The sequence below is a fragment of the Providencia sp. UF-183 genome (genome assembly GCF_058246155.1).
In genome coordinates, this window is record NZ_JBSICD010000009.1 from 97,525 (window position 1) to 114,848 (window position 17,324).

Consider the following 17,324-nt stretch of genomic DNA (forward strand, 5'->3'; position numbering starts at 1 on the left):
AGGTAAAATAAATATGTCATAATGACTATATTAAAATGAGTCATTATGACTATAATGATAGTCAAATTGACTATGAGGAATGATGATGGGTTTTTCTGTCGATGCATTGGCACAAATCGCGATTGAACTGCAAAGTGGTATTGAACACCCAGACCGCTTTCAACGGCTTATTACCACATTGAGGCAATCCCTAAAATGTGATGCTTGTGCATTGCTTCGTTATGAGTCAGGCCAATTCATACCCTTAGCAATTGATGGCTTAATGGCAGATGTGTTGGGAAGACGCTTTTTATTAGAAGGGCACCCACGACTCGAAGCAATTGCACGCGCTGGGGATGTGGTACGTTTCCCCGCGGATAGCCAACTCCCAGACCCTTATGATGGTTTAATTCCACATCATCAACACCTTAAAGTGCATGCCTGTGTAGGGCTACCTTTATACGCAGGGCAAAATCTTATCGGTGCATTAACCTTAGATGGACTGTCTCCTGACCAATTTGATGCCTTTAGTAATGAATCATTGAGGTTAATTGCTGCACTTGCAGCGGGGGCTCTAAACAATGCCTTGTTGATTGAACAGCTTGAAAATCAAAATGTTTTGCCAAATCAACCAGCCTTATTTAAACCGACAGGGCAAACTGAAATCATTGGTTTATCCCTGCGAATGCAGCAATTAAAAAAAGAAATCGAGATTGTTGCAGCCTCTGATCTGAATGTACTGGTGGGCGGTGAAACGGGAACAGGGAAAGAGCTAGTCGTTAAATCCATTCATGAAAAATCACTCCGCGCAGATAAGCCATTGGTGTATTTAAACTGCGCGGCCTTACCTGAAAATGTGGCTGAAAGTGAGTTATTTGGTCACGTGAAAGGGGCATTTACTGGAGCAATAAGCCATAGAAGCGGCAAGTTCGAGATGGCAGACAATGGCACACTGTTTCTTGATGAAATTGGTGAGTTGTCATTATCATTGCAGGCAAAATTATTGCGTGTTTTACAATATGGCGATATTCAGCGGGTGGGGGATGACCGTAGTTTACGGGTTAATGTACGGGTATTGGCAGCAACAAACCGTGATTTGCGCGAAGAGGTTTTAGAAGGGCGTTTCAGAGCTGACTTATTTCATCGGCTCAGCGTGTTCCCATTATTTGTTCCGCCATTAAAAGAGCGGGGCGAAGATATTATTTTGCTTGCGGGGTATTTCTGCGAACAATACCGCCAACGTTTTAATTTATCGAGTGTGGTATTAAGCTCATCATTGCAAATGTATTTGCTTAATTACGTGTGGCCTGGAAATGTCAGGGAATTAGAGCATGCTATCCACCGTGCAATTATACTTGCTCGGGCATCTACTCATACAGGTGATGTTATTTTACAGCCACACTACTTTACGTTTAATCACCCTGAGCAGGTAGTTGACCAGCCACTCACGCTACCAGTGGGCACTAACTTGCGTGATGCAACGGATGATTTTCAACGTAAAATGATTACGCAAGCCTTGGAGCAAAATCATTATAATTGGTCGGCAAGTGCTCGCGATTTATCATTAGATATTGCAAATTTACACCGATTAGCCAAGCGATTAGGGTTGAAGTAATTAGGAGTAATAGATAATAAACTTATTACTGCATTGATAAAATAGGCAGTGATATTTTTTCTGAAGAAAGCAGAGGTAGTGGAACAATTTTATTTGTCATCATAATTAACGCCTCGTCTTTTTCGATTCTGACACTAATTCCTAATGGTTTTTTATTGGTCATAAGATGGTCTGGAATATTCGCTTTAAAATAAACAACACGACTAACTTTATTTGTTTTAAAGTGATAGCTATAGGTCTCATTATTAGAGGAAACTATATCTAATGGACTGATGGATAATGTTATTTCAGCATTATCAGGGATATTGGCATGTGAATAGATATCTCCCTCAAGACGGTAGTCAGAATCGAGTAGTCTGTTTTGCGAAAATTGACTGCAACCAAACAGTAAGCCAACAAAAGCGAGAATAAATAAAACGTTAATATATTTTTTTAATGTATTGATAAAAAACATGATTAATTTCTTCTATATATGATTTTATTGGAATGAACGGACAAAAACTTTTTGGAAAAAACATCGAATGTAAGAATAAACATTTTTTCTATCTTGATGATTTTTCGATAAAACTGGCATTTCAAATTTCTCTCCAGTATAGAGAATACCAATTCTTGGTAGCGTCATGATGAGGTTCTCATCTAATTCCACTTTTTTGAAAGATTGACGTAACTGTCTCACCAGTTTGTAGTAACTACTTTCAGTCACAATGGTTCCTCTCTTTTCCCAGATTTCGTACATGACCTCTCTTTTATTACTTGTTTTTACTAGTAATAATTTTAACAGGCAAGACTCATTTTCTGTAAGACTGATGGATTTCTTTCCTTTGGAAAGGGTTCTTTTTAATGGGTTATAAACAACCTCTTCGGATAACAAAATCATGGGCTCTATTTCCATGTATTCCATACTACTCATATATTTTCCTATAAAAGATAACTGGGTAAGAAATTAGTCATATCCTAACTTCCACTAAAATATGCTTCAATATAAAAAAACAGGGCTCACTAATAAATGAAAAAAATTAAGTCGTTTTTTTATAATAGCTCTAAATTTATTGTTAGGATAAATTTAACTCATATTGCCTGGATATATATATCAAAAAAATATACATAATTTTTATTTTTTAGAGGGAGAATAGAGAGGAAATATAAAAGAGGTAAATAATTATCAAAGATTGTATGAACTTTACCTCTATAGAAATGCATCTAATATTGATGGTGGTTATCATTTTTAAACTTAATCATCATCGTCGCCATCTATATTAAAGCTAGATATATTTTTGTTTAGTTGCTCAGTAAACGGTTGATTCATTAAATTTATCGCCATATAACGCTTTAACCCTTTTGTGAATTTATCATAGAGTGATGGTGTTCCATCATTCGGTAGCGATTTGAGCATTTGCGCCGTGCCAGCAATAAAATTCTCTTTTTCATTTTTTTTAAGCCGAGTGAGAGTACTGAAAATAGCAGAAAAAAACTCTTTATCTGTTTCTTTTGACTGTAATTTTTCAATAAATTTATCTATTTTTTCTTGTGTCTTAGGTGGGATATCCACTACCTGTTTTGTTGTATTTGATGCTAAAGGTGTAGTGCCTTTTGTGGTAATCCTTATTTTATCGAGGGGGTGACTAATTGGCACGATAGAGCTTGTTGGTATGGGCCTATTGGGGAGTATCGTCATTATTCTCTTTCTCTGCATTTATTCTTTCAATCAGTTTCTGGTAGGCCACTTTTTGTTCATCCAATATCTGGCAACGAACTGGGATGGAGAAAATCTGTGGTAATGTATTTTTAGTCGCAATTGAAGGCGAGAAATAGCAAATTTGGTTATTAGTTTCTAACGCAATTGATTCATAATCAGCATGGGTCAATATCGTAATGTTTTGTTTTATATCATTTAAATTTGCATGTGTCTGCGCTGGCAAATGTAAGGTTGTTTTTGATGCTATTTCGGGGGACTGAGCAAAGTAATGCGCAATAATTTCTTTCAAACGGTCATCATTAAACAGCGACATCAATAGGTTTTCGAGCCTGACTTGGCTTTGATTTACCTGTTCTTGAAAGGCAATTATGCTGTGTTCTAACCCTGCAATAAAGTCATGTAAAAGCTGTTTTAAGCCATCATTGTACCCTTGTTGATAGGCCGCTTTTTGTAATATAGCTTCATTTTCTTGAGCATGTTGATAAAGTCTATTAGACTTTTTTTTGGCGTATTGTATGATGCTTTTTTCATATTTTGATGCATTCAATACCTGCTTTTTAATCAGCACTTTTTCCTGTGCTGTTGCCATTATTTGTTTCTTAGTTTCTATTTCTGCCGACATGGTGACACGCCTCCTCGATAATGTTCCAGGGTAATGCCCCGTCGAAATATGTAGGTATAAGTTGTTGTGTGTTTTGGCTGAACATATATTTTGCGCGTGAAACATAAATATTGCCGAAAGGGGTAAGGCAAGCTAAAAGCTGTGCTGCACCAAAGGCAGACAGTGCCTGTGGGATATTTTCCTTAGGTAACATATCGTTATTGAATGGTTTTCTTTGCCATAAATGACCGAGTGTTATTGCAATCGTAGGGAATGCTTCCCAATTATTTGATAATAAACTGGGTAATATTCGGGTATTTTCATTCGGCATCTTTAATGCATATTTTTCAATCAAATTTTGATTGTGTTGCTGCTGCAATTTTGCAGGTAATTGATGATAAATGGGGAGATTAAATTCATCATGAAAGTAATTCCCCGGTGCTAAAAAAATATTTTTTTGGTCAATAAGAAGCTTATTTAGTAATAACATCTAAATTATTCTCAGCGATTTCATCAGATTGTTTTTTATTTGATTGCCGTTTCAGGATAAAAGCTAATAAGCTAAAGAGAAAAACAATCACGACAAAAATAGTCCCTATTAATATAGGCTGAAAACTACTCTCTGATGTCGATTTTAATTGGTATTGAAGTGGTGGACGATTAATAACAACAACCGAGACATTATCGTAAGTTGTTTCTGAAAAACTACTATTTAAAAATAGTTTTATTTTGCTCATCATCATTTTGGGGTCTTCATTTCCCGAGTAAGTCACTAGACTGGAGACTTTTTGTATTGGCTTTGCCGTACCATTGCCATTTAATGGGTAACTAACATGCACCCTTGCATTGACTACGTCGGGAATGGATAACAAGGATTGTTCTAAACGTTGCTCAATTAAAGATAACAAACGGGTTCGCTCCGCTTGTGGTGAGGCAACGAGTGAATCACCTGGAAATGCCTGAATAATCTCAACAGGGTCTTTCGAGGGGAGGTTATATTTTTGCAGTAAATCAACGGCAATGACAAAATTATCACTTGAGACACGGATGGCATCCCCGCTTTTATTATCGTGCTTACGGGTCGCATCTACGCCGTGTGCCTGTAATATTGCAAGAACTTCATTACTTTGTCTTTGGCTTAAGTTACTGAGCAATAATTGATTATCACAGCCTAATAACAAACCAACAAAACCGACTAATAATATTTTTTTTAAAATGTTCATAAGTTATTGGGCTTTTAAGACGACATCAATGGCCGAAACACTTTTATGAGTAAGCGTGCTGATTGTGCTCATCGCAAGGTTATAATTACCGACTTGGTTTTGAATTTTAAGTAACTCCGCGGGGTTGCTGACATCAATATTATTCGCCTTATTGATTAAGTCCGCTTTTTCACTTCCAACAGCCACAGTATATTCCGCAAATAATTGCCTCACTTTGTCTTCAAATGAGCCCATAGGTACTGCTGTTGTGATACCGTTGTCAATTTGGAAAAGAGCTGAAGATGTAATTGGGCTAATCATAAAAATATCCTATAAAAGAGAGCACCCGTTTATAGGGTGCTTAGTTAAATATTAAACGTTACGAATAATTACTTGGGCAGCATCTTTAATTGATTTCATAACATTGCTCTGTAATTGACGAGCCATATTATAGTTTCCACTCAGTGTGGTAATTTTTCCAAGTACTAATGGGTTATCAACTTCAACATTTGGGTTATCCAACGTATCTTTTAATTGATCTGCAAGAACTTTAGTTCGTGCGCTTATGCCCGCTGATGCACGATACATCATCCCCCATTTACTATCTATGGCATCAGGAGATTCAAATTTAGAGCTATCCCATTCACCTGTACTAACTGTTGTATTACTCGGGCCAGCTGTCGTACCCATGCCAATTGTTGCCATGATATTATCCTCATTGTTTACTGATTAAAGTGTTTTTGGATTAAATTTCCAATGGTTATTACCTAATAAAATATAACCATCTTCGTTTGTAATAAATGATTGATCTGCTAATTCATTATTAGCTAATGATATTGAGAACTGAATTTGTCGCTCCCCCCATTGCTGGTTAAATGAATTAACGAAGTTAATTAATGAGATAGTTTGCTTATCATTTAAACTATCTTTAATAATAAATATAGATTTATTATTTTTAGTGATTTTATGCCATTTTACGTGACTTTCTGTTAATCCTAGCTCGGCATTTTTTAGTAATTCATCGATATTGATAGTATGTGTAGTATAGTTTTTATAGCAACTAAAGTTACTGGAAAATATCTTGTTAAAAAGATCATTGTTTTTTACTGTTTGCTGATTAGATAATGACTTAATCACTGGGTGACAGGGGTCAGTAATATCAACTTTTAATAAATTAGATATTTCATTTGAAATTTTATTTTCTATCTCATTTTCTAATTGTCGGCGGATCTTGATGGAAAAATTGTTGCGAAATTTTGTCTTTAACAATTGTTGCATTGCCCAATCATAATCACGTTGAGATTGTACTAATATAAGGGCAGCATTTTTATCATCTTTGGTCACAACAATTTTTTGTGTACTGCCGATAAGCATTTTTTCAATAGACTGCAATTGGATATCTTTTTGTAAATGAGAATTTTTAGGAAGAAAGAGATAACCAACAAGAATGCACGCGAATAATGATAGACCTGCAAAGAATTTATAGTTGTATGGCGATTTATTAAATTTATTATGATTTTTTTCTGTTTTAATAGGTTGGTGTTGCTCCTCTTTAGACATTAGCGACGTATTCCAAGGCGTATCAATTTCTTTAAGCATAAATGGAAATAGCTCTTTTAAAACAATTTCTTGTAGATTAATTAAGATGATCTCACTTTGGTTTTTTTTGTGTAGGTCGATGGCAATTTGGCCTTCATGGGAAATAATAGAGAAAGTAAAAGCGTCTTGATGGCTAGGTATTGAGTAGCCAGTAAAACCCTCATCCGTTACGTTAGCCTTATATGTATCTTCCTCACCAATAATAATCAAATTGGCATTTAAATTAATTATTATTTCATGGTCATGCATTTCACCATTCATGATTTTCATCACGTAAGTCTGATTATGGATATCTGTCACGTATATAATCTCTTTAAAAATAAGTTGAGTGTATTAAACAGAATAAAAAAATCACTGTCAGCTGAATTAGTCTTATTCCTTATGACTAGGGAATCATTTTTTTAAGTGCAAAGTATTCCTTTTTATTCCATTGAGTTTGTTGGGCATATATTTCAAGCTACTTTTTGAAAAAATACATAGATAGGGCTTATATATCATGACAAAGAAAGATATTGCTGCGCTGTTAGAAAATAGAAACTTCTGTTTTTCTTTGCAGGATAAGTTAGTTTTGGCAGTACCAGGTGATAGCGCAACGGCGTTTTTTTATAAATCGCCATATTCAAATTTAAATATTTCATTTGATCAATCATCTATATTTATTGCCAATGATAATGTGTTAGAGAGCAATGAAAACCCATGCTGGGAGCTCTATTCAATAGCATTGTCAGAGTTGATTGAGATTCTTGCGGTGATTGATACGGCGATGGGGCAGTCATTTCTTTCAAAGAAGGAAGTTTGCAGCTTAAACGAACAAGTCACACAAGAATTTATTTCATTGGATGAAGAGCTTTCTACCAGTGTCTCAATGAGAAATGTTGTTATCGATTTGGTTATAAGAATACACCCGTTATTTAACTGTTGGTGCAATGTATTACGTAAATATGAAGCTTACGGAATGATGCGTTTTATTTTGGAAGCTGCACAGAGTGATAAGAATGCCAATATCAATCAGCTTTGTGCTCGCTATGGTGTATCAGCGTCTTATTTTAGACAACTTTATCGAGAAAACTTTAATAAAACAGCAAAGCGTAAAATTATGAGTGTTCGTATGGCGAATGCAATTCTACAGCTAATTGAGAGTGAAAGTTCAATTTTAGATGTTGGGTTAGAAGCAGGATATTGCTCAGCCTCTCATTTCACCAATGATATCAAAAAAGAACTGGGGTTAACGCCTTCAGAAATAAGACATCTTGGAGCAAATTTATATGAGCAGTAAAAGAAAAGGGGCAATATTACTAACACTCCTTTTGCTGAATTCTAATGTTTACGCGGCTCAGTCTGAAATATTTATTGCAGAGCCTGTGGCACAAGAAAGAAATCATGAAACTTTTGTCGCAAATAATATTGCGGTGGGTAAGGTTTTTGAGGCTGTGGCTGAACAGTTAAATAAACCCATTATCTTAAGTAAATTAGCGGCTCAGAAAAAAGTCACAGGTAATTTTAATCTGGCGAATGCAGATGAAATGTTTAAAGCCCTGACACGGCGTATTGCGCTAGTGTGGTATGACGATGGCGCCAGTATTTATGTTTATGATAATAGTGAAATGCGCAGCGTCATTGTGCCAACGCATCGAGTGAGCAGCGGACAAGTGCTGAGCTATATTCAGCGCAATGGGATTTATGATGAACGATTTCCAGTGCGTTCTCAAGGTGCTGATAACTTATTATTTGTTTCAGGCCCTCCGCTGTATGTTGAGTTGATCAAAGCTGCCACGCTGTACCTCGAAAAGCAGTTAAAGCAAGAAGAGTCAACCAGCAGTGAGGTGGCTGTGATTTCATTGAAACATGCCTCTGTTACTGACCGTACATATTCATCCCGTGGTCAGAGCACAACAGTGCCAGGCATGCTGACTGTTATTAGTACATTATTTAAAGATAGCGGTAATACCGTAGAGGAAACCGTTAATATTCAGCCTGCAAAACTTAATGTATCAGGGGATTCAATCGATGAATTGATGGATGCGCCGATAGGTGAAGAAAAGCAGGAAAAAAAGCAGGTTATTGTTAATCGTTCATCGGGTAAAAATGCACTTTCATTAGTGGCTCATCCTGACAGTAATAGCTTAATTGTTAAGGGTAGCCAAGAACAAATTAACTATGTAAAACAGCTAGTTCGTACACTGGATGTGCGCCGACGCCAAGTTGAGCTTTCATTGTGGATTATCGATATTACCCGTTCTGAGTTAGATAACTTAGGTGTTAGCTGGGAAGTAGGGACATTTAAAGCGGGTCGAGGGGCAATTGCTTTTAACCGTAGTACACTGTCGAATAGCCAAGAGTTTTTACTGCAAATTGATGCACTTAGCAAAAAAGGCAATGGGCATATCGTATCCCGCCCTGTCTTACTGACACAAGAAAATATCCCCGCGTTGTTTGATAACAACACTAGTTTTTACGCCAAATTACAAGGCGAGCGTATTGCGACGTTGGAGCAAGTCACTTATGGCACCATGATCAGCGTCATGCCGCGTATTTCAGCGGGCCATCAAGTTGAAATGGAAGTCAATATTGAAGATGGTGCCCAAAGCCATGGCAGTGATGGCAAGGCTTCCAGCGTTGAAGGGTTACCGTCTATTAATCGTACCAGTATTAATACGGTTGCACGAATTGCGAAAGACAGCAGTTTACTGATAGGTGGCTATACTCGCGAACAATACATTGAAAATGAAAGTAAAATTCCTGGATTAGGTGATATTCCTTGGATTGGCGGATTATTTAGTAGCACTTCAGTTAACCAGCAGAAAATGGTACGCCTATTCCTTATTCAGCCGCGTTTATTGGATGAAAATGAAGCGTGGGATGGCCGCCAATTCTCAGAAAAAATGCGTATCACTCAGCGTGATAGCCAGTTGCACGGCACGGTACAGTTTTTACAGCAATATATGAGTGAATCATGGCAATAACGCCAATGAATTACAGCAACCGGTTTTTATCCAACACTCAGGATAAAAGCCGTGCATCATCAAAGAGCAATAGTGATGATGGCGACGAGGTTGCCCGTGGTTTAGGGGTTATTGATAGCAGCAGTGAATACGCGTCAATGGCTATGTTGGCCGCGAGTCATGTGCGCCGAGGGAGCTCTCGAAAGGCACCTGAAGAGGAATGGACACGTTTTTCTGAACGCATTTTAGACAATGATGCCGATGAGAAAGTGATGAAAATCGAGGGGTTGCTAAATAAGCAGCTTATGACACCGCAGCAATTACGTGCATTATTGTTGCAGTTTTTCCCAGACCCCAGTGATTTATTAATGGCGCTTGCAACATTAATTCATCGCAGAAAGCTAAAGCAGGAACAAATTGATAACCTTGAGACACTGAATGAGCATCTTTTAAATGATGAAAATGCGCGAAAAGCTCAAGCTGGGGCGAATGTCGCGTTATTAGCTAAGGCATTTGCTGAAAAACTAAAACAAAGTGCTGGGAACTTGAGAGCCGTTTATCGTGAGTTTATTAGCTATGACGGCCCAGTCGTTTATTTATATGAGCAGTGGGTTGAAGAGTTAGAGTTTCAAGAACGTGAAAATATGATGCGTTATTTAGCTCGTGCATTAGCGTGTGATTTGCAGGCATTACCGTTGGGGGATATCAATGTTAGCGAATTCGGTAATTTTTTTATTCGAGTTGGGCGGCTAAGGGAATTACAGTCACTTGACTATATCTTTAGTCAGCAATTTTTTCTATCAACATGTTTTCAAAACAGCACTGACATTAATAAGCCGATATTGGAAAAATCACTGAGCCAAGTTTTTACCGGCGGGATCCGTGGGCAAATAATATTTGAAGAAAAAATCATTTCTTTTATTAATAAAGAACTCCGTATTGCTCATACCGAAATACGTGCTCAATTTTTTCAGTTATTACTGTTGGCATTTTCCATGATCCCTGTCGCTATTTTTCCTTCATTGGAAGATAGAGATGAATTATTGTCATTTTTAAAAATACAGATGAATGACATTGTGGCTAAAGAACAACAGCAAAGAAATAAATAGGAAATTTATCATTCTATGAAAAATATAACAGGGTTTTTATTACAGATCCGACAGCGACCTGAATTAATGGTATTGGTGATTATGGTGATGGTTATCGCCATGTTAATTATTCCATTACCAACAGTTTTGGTCGATTTATTAATTGGTCTGAATATTATGATTTCAGTCCTTATTTTTATGAGCTCTTTTTATATTACTCGAGTACTGAATTTTCAGTCGTTTCCATCCATCCTATTAATCAGTACATTGTTTAGATTGGCCTTATCAATTAGTACAAGCCGTTTAATTCTATTAGAAGCCGATGCCGGCGATATTATTGCCACGTTTGGCGAGTTCGTTATTCAAGATAACCTCGTTGTGGGGATGGTCGTGTTTGCCATTGTGACAATTGTGCAATTCATTGTTATCACAAAAGGTTCTGAGCGTATTGCGGAAGTGGCTGCGCGGTTTTCTCTTGATGCAATGCCGGGCAAACAAATGAGTATTGATGCTGATTTACGTGCGGGTGTGATTGATGAAGCTACCGTGAAAGAAAAGCGGGGAGACCTCGAAAAAGAGAGCCAGTTATTTGGTTCCTTTGATGGCGCCATGAAGTTTATCAAAGGTGATGCCATTGCGGGTATTGTGATCATTTTTGTTAACTTAATCGGTGGCATCTCTGTCGGTACTGCACAACAAGGTATGGATGTTTCGACAGCGCTAAATACGTTTTCGCTGTTAACGATAGGCGATGGTTTAGTTGCTCAAATTCCTGCATTACTGATTTCGATTAGTGCGGGCTTCATTGTGACGCGTGTCGGGGGAAATGATAAAAATTTGGGTGAAAATATTGTTTCTGAATTATTTGCTAATGATTTTACGATATTAATTACCGCTTTGATTGTACTTTTTATGGGGTTTTTACCCGGGTTTCCAACGACGATTTTTCTATTTCTTTCCGCATTGCTGATTGGGCTTTTTGCCGTACGTTACTATAAAAAGCGTAAGACAATGACCACTGAAAAACAACAAGAAATAGAAAGCGTCACATCAGAAGCGACAGAGGGGGAAACACAACGCGTTAACCAAGATTTTATTGACGAATATATCCCAGAGACACTTCCCATTATTATTTCAGTGAATCAAGTATATAAAGAACATTTGGAAGAAAATAATTTTCTATCTCGTATGAAGAAAGATGTTTTTATTCGTTATGGCTATCGAATCCCTGATATTGCAATAAATTACTCACCGATCATTGAAGAAAACAAAATAGTCATATTAATTAATGAAATAAAGGCAGGGGAATATGACATTTGCTTTTATGGGCACCGGTTATTGTCAAATACAGATGAATTGAAATACCTTGGCATTGATTTAACTGAGTATGCGGATGAGTATGGCTCAAAAAATATTTGGTTTGATAATAAAGACAAAGAAAATATTGAGCAGCTAGGGTTGTATTCTCGCGATGATGTTTCAGAAATGATTGATTGTGTTAGCACACTTTTGCTGCGCCATATTAATGAATTTTTTGGTATTCAAGAAACCAAAAATTTACTTGATGACCTAGATAGTAAATATCCTGAATTACTCAAAGAGTGTTATCGCCATGCCACTGTGCAGAAAGTCACAGAAGTTTTCCAACGTTTATTGATGGAAAAAATTTCAGTGCGAAATATGAAATTAATTATTGAAATTTTAGTGCAGTGGGTGCCGAAAGAAAAAGACAGTTTGATGCTTGTTGAGCACATTCGCAGTGGGATGGCGAGGTATATCTCATCAAGATTTGCAGTAGATGGGCGCCTCAATGTTTTAATGATTAATTCAGAGTTTGAAGACACTATTCGCCAAGGTATTCGTCAATCATCGGGTGGTGTGTATTTACACCTTGAGCCAGAAGCAAGTAATGCCTTAATTCAATCCGCGGAGCTGGCGTTAGAGAACAGTTATTTATCAATCAGGGACATCAATGTGCTCGTTCCTGTTGATATCCGCCGTTTTGTAAAAAAAATATTAGAAGGACGTTTCCCTGAGCTAGAGGTTCTCTCTTTTAATGAGATTTCAGACACAATAAAAGTCAATGTAATTAAAACCATTTAAATAAGGAATATAATATGAAATACCGTTTTATCGAAGTGCTAAACGAATACTTAAGTGTCATGGGGCGCAATGATTTAATTAATAGCCAACTGGATTGCCATTCAAATATTCAGTTAGAAATGAATGATTCGCCTGCAATTAATATTGACCTCTCTTCGGATGATATCATTATTTGGTGTAATTTATTGCCATGCAATTATAGCCTTCTCGATTCCGTGAGTGCTTTATTATTAAAATCCATTATTGAATATCCGCCACGTAATTTTCAACCAGGTCAACCCGCGTTGAACCTTGTTGAGGATGAATTGATTTTATCTGCGGTATTGAAACCAGCTTCATTGAATGAAATGTCACTATTTTCAGATAGCTTTGAAGAATTTTTTGAACGCGCAATTGAATTACGCCAATTATTATCCGCTTAAATGATGAAATTTTTCGATACGTGCGCACATCCTGTGCGCATTCATGGGAGCCTGATTGAAGCGCCATTACAGGGTGTTTTTATCGGTGAAATCTGCTTTATCGAGCAGTCGATTTCGAATACTCACATTATTGCAAAAGCGCAGGTTGTGGGCTTTAAAGAAGGGCTCGCTGTGCTGAGTTTGATTGGTCGCATTCAAGGATTAACCCGTGAAGTGGTTATCAGGCCTAGTGGCTATCCTTTTGTTTTTCCTGTTGGTGAGCACCTTGCGGGCAAAATTTTTGATGCAGCTGGGGAAGAGGTGGGGCGGCTAACTGAAGATGAAAATGAGGTTACGCACATTGATAACCGATTACAACGTATTGATAATCCACCTGTTAGTGTCACTAAAAGGCAACCAATAGATCAACCCCTGTTTACAGGTGTTCGAGCGATTGATGGGTTGTTAACCTGTGGTCAAGGGCAGCGTATTGGTATTTTTGCCGCTGCGGGAAGCGGGAAAACCTCTTTGATGAATATGATCATTAATCAAGCCGAGGCAGATATCCATGTGGTGGCGCTAATCGGTGAGCGTGGCCGTGAAGTTATTGAATTTATTGAGGAGTTGAAAGCTTCACCTCAGGCTGAGCATACAATTTTAGTGTATGCCACGTCAGATAGCCCGCCAGTTGAACGGTGTAATGCGGCATTATTGGCAACGACGATTGCGGAATATTACCGTGATGAAGGGAAAAACGTTCTGCTCTATGTGGATTCAATGACGCGTTATGCAAGGGCCTTACGTGATGTGGCATTGGCGACAGGGGAACTACCTGCAAGGCGGGGTTATCCTGCTTCTGTATTTGAACAATTACCTCTGTTACTCGAGCGCCCAGGGCGCCTCAAGAATGGGTCAATCACCGCTTTTTATACTGTGTTATTAGAAAGTGAAGATGAAGCTGATCCGATAGGTGATGAGATACGCTCTATTTTGGATGGTCATATTTACCTTAGCCAGAAATTGGCAGGTCGCGGTCATTATCCTGCCATTGATGTTTTAAACAGTATTAGCCGTGTGTTTTCTAAAGTCACGCAACCTGCGCATCAACAATCGGCGGCTCGGGTTCGTGAGATGTTAGGCAGGCTTGAACAACTCCAGTTGTATCTTGACCTCGGTGAATACCAGCGTGGGGAAAATACAGATAACGATGAAGCATTAAACAAACAAGCCGCAATTGAGCTTTTTTTAAGACAGGGTATGACGGAGAGCCAATCTATTGAAATATTGATAAATGACTTAAATCAGTTGGCGTCATGAGTGTCAAAAATTTATTGCAATTAGTTGAACGTCGCTTAGACAAAACACGCTATGAACAGGGGCAACTTAATTCGCAAATTAGTGCGCTACAAAGTGCTTCTCAAGATATGAGAGATCGTATCCTGATTTTATCTGAGCAGGTCGCTTTATATGAAAAATCCCAAGAGCTAAGCCCGATTGCTTTTTGGGAACGCCAAAGACTGAAAGCGGCAGTACTCGGTGATATCGCCCAGTTTGAATATGAAATTGACGCCATGTCGACCCAAATAGAGAAATATCAACTCTTGGCTAAGCAAATGGCAATGCAAGCACGAGTGTTACACAGTAAGTGTGAAAAATTCCAAAAATATCTTAAACAGCAATCGAACACTCGGCGTTTAAAATTAGAGCAGCAACAGCATACTGAAATAGAGGAGCTCTTCGTTCATGTCCGCAATAAAATCACCTAAGAGTGAAATAGTTATAAATTCTTCCGATATAGGGATAATAAAACCCTCGGATGAAACAATATTGGGTTATGCCCTAATAAATAAAAAGGAAGATAAAAATAATAGCTTACAAATGATGGCTAAAAAAATAATCACGAGTTTGAGCAAAAATAAAATGCCATCAAGTGTATCACAGAATATTTCTATTCAGCCAAGTGAAATTGAAACAGGTATTACACCAAAAGAAACCCTGAGAAATAATTGTCTACAGGAAAGTATTCTTTATCCAAATAAGGAAATTAATGACTCAGTTATAAGACCGAATTTTTTTGTATCACCTAATAGTCAGGACACAAACTTTATTGATTTAAATAATGTGAATTTATTTTTTTCTAATATAAAAGATACCTCTGATAATATTCAGTTATCTAAAGGGAATGAGCTTGTTTTTCTCCAAAATGAGGTTGTTGAGATAAATGATATTCAAACAACTTATGATGATACACCGGCAGGTGAAAAAGTAACCGCGCAACATGAGTTTGATGATGAGTTTCCATTGGTGAATTTCAACGGGGGAATGGTGATCCCATTACGCGATAACACTTTGCCAGCAAAACCATTATTAAGCCTCAGTAATACAGGCGTTATACCTGAAAATACGCCGCTAAGTTTTGGCATGATTGATGGTCAACATCTTGATAGTAAAAAGTTATCCTATATGGAAACTCGTAATTACCATACGGTAAATATCGCGTTGAATAGCCATCAAGAAACTGTGTTTAATCATGTTCAATCTGAGCTGCATCATCTGACAAATAACCCTCGTGAAACAGTGAATATAGATTCTGGTCATGGCAAAGAAAATGTCTTGCTTGATGGCGAAAATCCCTATTTTTCGGATAAAAAAGCATACAGTGAGCAACTGCCATTGAGCCAAATATTGGCTGATTTTGGACAAGATGTGACGAAAAATGAGAAAAAAGCACCTGTTTTACAAGAGATGGCAGATATTGAAGACGTTAATATCATTCAGAATCGTTCACCACAACTTGATGTGGTTGGTGAAGTGTATCGGGAAGCTCAGACTACGCCGTTACGAGGTGCAACAACTCAGCCTCAGAGTACCATTCAAACGGTTGAGCATAACGTGGTTTCTCATTTGGTGCTTGCAAATGAACATGAGCCAAGAACATTAACGTACACGTTCCACCAATGGAAAAATGCGCCATCCGTCACATTTGAACTGGCGACTAAAACTGAATTAATTGCAATCACTCAGAATCGAGAGGTGCAAGAAACCTTAAAAGAAAATAAGCACTTACTAAATAGTGAACACGATGTTTATTTTCGACAAGAACAGCATCAAGAACGTGGGCAACATCACCAGCAGCAGGAACATAATCAACAAGAAGAAGATTAAGTATGTTGAAAATAAGGCGAATTAGCCAACGTGAAACACAACTAAAAGCTTGGGAGAAGCAATACCAAGCAACTGCAATTCTTAATAAAGATAATGTCGAAAAGCGTTATTTTAATGTGTGTTTAAAAAACGATAACCAGCAAATTCAAATAAAGATTGATGTGCATGGTTGGTGCCAACACCGTTGGCCTCATTTAGCGCATTATGCTTGGGAAGCGGTAGATGATCAAAGCGTGTGTGAAATATTTGAATTTGAAAACCACAATAAATCTTTTTTTACCACTCAGCTTTATTGCCATTCAGTGGATATTGTTAATCACAATAAGATTGAAAGGTTTGGTTTATCTGTATTCGAAAATCAACTTGGCACGGTATTGATAGATGCGCCATTTGAAGGGCTACCCACTCGAAATATTGCACATTATTCCTATGACAATCTATTACTTTCTATGGATTGGGTTTTAGGGCACAGCATTATCAGCGCGTCGCTATTAAGTTCTTTAGCGTTAGGTGATGTGCTGTGCATCCAACAATTAACCTTGAACATGAAAATTGCTGGGCAATTATTCGCACGCTTTCAAAAACAAGAAGAGGGACTATTTATGATTGAAGAACTGATTTCAACAGAAAATGACGAAAATAATATTCAATCTACAAAAGATTACCAAAATGAAATGGTACGCCCATTTAATATTAACGAAATGACTATTCAACTGAGCTTTGTGTTAGGAAGTACGGATATTAAAGTTAACGAGTTGAGTAATATACAGTTGGGCTCTGTTTTTTCAATTGGTGAAAATAAAGAGCGAGAAGTGAAAGTCTATGCTAATAAACAGTTAATTGCGGAAGGTGAATTAACTTATATTGGGGATGGCGATGAATTAGGTTTGGAAATTACTCGCATTATTAGCCTTGGTGATAAAAGAGTTTAAT

At 37.5% G+C, this 17,324-nt stretch carries 19 protein-coding genes; 10 read left to right on the top strand and 9 right to left on the bottom strand.

The window, feature by feature from the left end; translation table 11 throughout:
• The first annotated feature begins 85 nt into the window (after positions 1-85).
• A complete protein-coding gene (norR, locus tag AC4IFT_RS10615; RefSeq protein ID WP_490751288.1) occupies positions 86-1,594 on the top strand; it encodes a nitric oxide reductase transcriptional regulator NorR in 1,509 nt (502 codons plus the stop codon).
• 25 nt (positions 1,595-1,619) lie between these two features.
• On the opposite strand, the gene AC4IFT_RS10620 is transcribed toward norR, so the two are convergent.
• The 9 genes from AC4IFT_RS10620 to AC4IFT_RS10660 form a co-directional block, all read right to left on the bottom strand.
• On the bottom strand, positions 1,620-2,048 hold the full coding sequence (locus AC4IFT_RS10620; RefSeq protein WP_490751289.1) for a hypothetical protein: 429 nt from the start codon (positions 2,046-2,048) through the stop codon (positions 1,620-1,622).
• A gap of 24 nt (positions 2,049-2,072) precedes the next feature.
• Positions 2,073-2,504 (bottom strand): winged helix-turn-helix domain-containing protein, encoded by a 432-nt coding sequence (locus tag AC4IFT_RS10625; RefSeq protein WP_490733956.1) that lies wholly within the window; start codon positions 2,502-2,504, stop codon positions 2,073-2,075.
• Positions 2,505-2,825: 321 nt separating this feature from the next.
• The gene (locus AC4IFT_RS10630) at positions 2,826-3,269 is read right to left on the bottom strand and encodes a hypothetical protein (RefSeq protein ID WP_490751290.1); all 444 of its coding nucleotides are present in this window, start codon (positions 3,267-3,269) and stop codon (positions 2,826-2,828) included.
• Complete coding sequence (locus AC4IFT_RS10635) at positions 3,250-3,912, bottom strand: hypothetical protein (RefSeq protein ID WP_490751291.1); 663 nt, start codon at positions 3,910-3,912, stop codon at positions 3,250-3,252. The genes AC4IFT_RS10630 and AC4IFT_RS10635 overlap by 20 nt, the downstream gene beginning before the upstream one ends.
• Positions 3,890-4,381 carry a hypothetical protein gene (locus AC4IFT_RS10640; RefSeq protein WP_490751292.1) on the bottom strand — a complete coding sequence of 164 codons (492 nt, stop codon included), beginning with the start codon at positions 4,379-4,381 and terminating at the stop codon, positions 3,890-3,892. Before AC4IFT_RS10640 ends, AC4IFT_RS10635 begins: the two co-directional genes overlap by 23 nt.
• A complete protein-coding gene (gene sctJ, locus AC4IFT_RS10645) occupies positions 4,365-5,114 on the bottom strand; it encodes a type III secretion system inner membrane ring lipoprotein SctJ (protein ID WP_490751293.1) in 750 nt (249 codons plus the stop codon). The genes AC4IFT_RS10640 and sctJ overlap by 17 nt, the downstream gene beginning before the upstream one ends.
• Positions 5,115-5,117: 3 nt before the next feature.
• The gene (gene sctI / locus AC4IFT_RS10650) at positions 5,118-5,414 is read right to left on the bottom strand and encodes a type III secretion system inner rod subunit SctI (RefSeq protein WP_490751294.1); all 297 of its coding nucleotides are present in this window, start codon (positions 5,412-5,414) and stop codon (positions 5,118-5,120) included.
• 51 nt (positions 5,415-5,465) lie between these two features.
• On the bottom strand, positions 5,466-5,798 hold the full coding sequence (locus tag AC4IFT_RS10655; protein WP_490751295.1) for an EscF/YscF/HrpA family type III secretion system needle major subunit: 333 nt from the start codon (positions 5,796-5,798) through the stop codon (positions 5,466-5,468).
• 24 nt (positions 5,799-5,822) lie between these two features.
• Positions 5,823-6,992, bottom strand: a complete 1,170-nt coding sequence (locus AC4IFT_RS10660; RefSeq protein ID WP_490751296.1) for a PrgH/EprH family type III secretion apparatus protein — start codon at positions 6,990-6,992, stop codon at positions 5,823-5,825.
• A gap of 196 nt (positions 6,993-7,188) precedes the next feature.
• On the opposite strand from AC4IFT_RS10660, the gene AC4IFT_RS10665 reads away from it, so the two are divergent.
• Genes AC4IFT_RS10665 through AC4IFT_RS10705 form a run of 9 tightly spaced genes read left to right on the top strand, consistent with a single transcriptional unit; the run spans position 7,189 to position 17,323 of the window.
• Positions 7,189-7,968 (top strand): helix-turn-helix domain-containing protein, encoded by a 780-nt coding sequence (locus AC4IFT_RS10665; RefSeq protein WP_490751297.1) that lies wholly within the window; start codon positions 7,189-7,191, stop codon positions 7,966-7,968.
• Positions 7,958-9,655 (top strand): type III secretion system outer membrane ring subunit SctC, encoded by a 1,698-nt coding sequence (gene sctC, locus AC4IFT_RS10670; RefSeq protein WP_490751298.1) that lies wholly within the window; start codon positions 7,958-7,960, stop codon positions 9,653-9,655. Before AC4IFT_RS10665 ends, sctC begins: the two co-directional genes overlap by 11 nt.
• Positions 9,646-10,743, top strand: coding sequence for a type III secretion system gatekeeper subunit SctW (gene sctW / locus AC4IFT_RS10675; RefSeq protein WP_490751299.1), 1,098 nt, complete (start codon positions 9,646-9,648; stop codon positions 10,741-10,743). The genes sctC and sctW overlap by 10 nt, the downstream gene beginning before the upstream one ends.
• Positions 10,744-10,758: 15 nt before the next feature.
• Positions 10,759-12,825, top strand: coding sequence for an EscV/YscV/HrcV family type III secretion system export apparatus protein (locus AC4IFT_RS10680; protein ID WP_490733934.1), 2,067 nt, complete (start codon positions 10,759-10,761; stop codon positions 12,823-12,825).
• A 14-nt stretch (positions 12,826-12,839) separates the two neighbouring features.
• Positions 12,840-13,247, top strand: a complete 408-nt coding sequence (locus AC4IFT_RS10685; protein ID WP_490733932.1) for an InvB/SpaK family type III secretion system chaperone — start codon at positions 12,840-12,842, stop codon at positions 13,245-13,247.
• Between the two features lie 3 nt (positions 13,248-13,250).
• Positions 13,251-14,543: a type III secretion system ATPase SctN gene (sctN, locus tag AC4IFT_RS10690; protein ID WP_490751347.1), complete on the top strand. Its 1,293-nt coding sequence runs from the start codon at positions 13,251-13,253 to the stop codon at positions 14,541-14,543.
• Positions 14,540-14,992 (top strand): hypothetical protein, encoded by a 453-nt coding sequence (locus AC4IFT_RS10695; RefSeq protein ID WP_490751300.1) that lies wholly within the window; start codon positions 14,540-14,542, stop codon positions 14,990-14,992. The genes sctN and AC4IFT_RS10695 overlap by 4 nt, the downstream gene beginning before the upstream one ends.
• The gene (locus AC4IFT_RS10700; protein WP_490751301.1) at positions 14,970-16,391 is read left to right on the top strand and encodes a SpaN/EivJ family type III secretion system needle length determinant; all 1,422 of its coding nucleotides are present in this window, start codon (positions 14,970-14,972) and stop codon (positions 16,389-16,391) included. The genes AC4IFT_RS10695 and AC4IFT_RS10700 overlap by 23 nt, the downstream gene beginning before the upstream one ends.
• A gap of 2 nt (positions 16,392-16,393) precedes the next feature.
• Positions 16,394-17,323, top strand: a complete 930-nt coding sequence (locus AC4IFT_RS10705) for a FliM/FliN family flagellar motor switch protein (RefSeq protein WP_490751302.1) — start codon at positions 16,394-16,396, stop codon at positions 17,321-17,323.
• The last annotated feature ends 1 nt before the right edge of the window (position 17,324 follow it).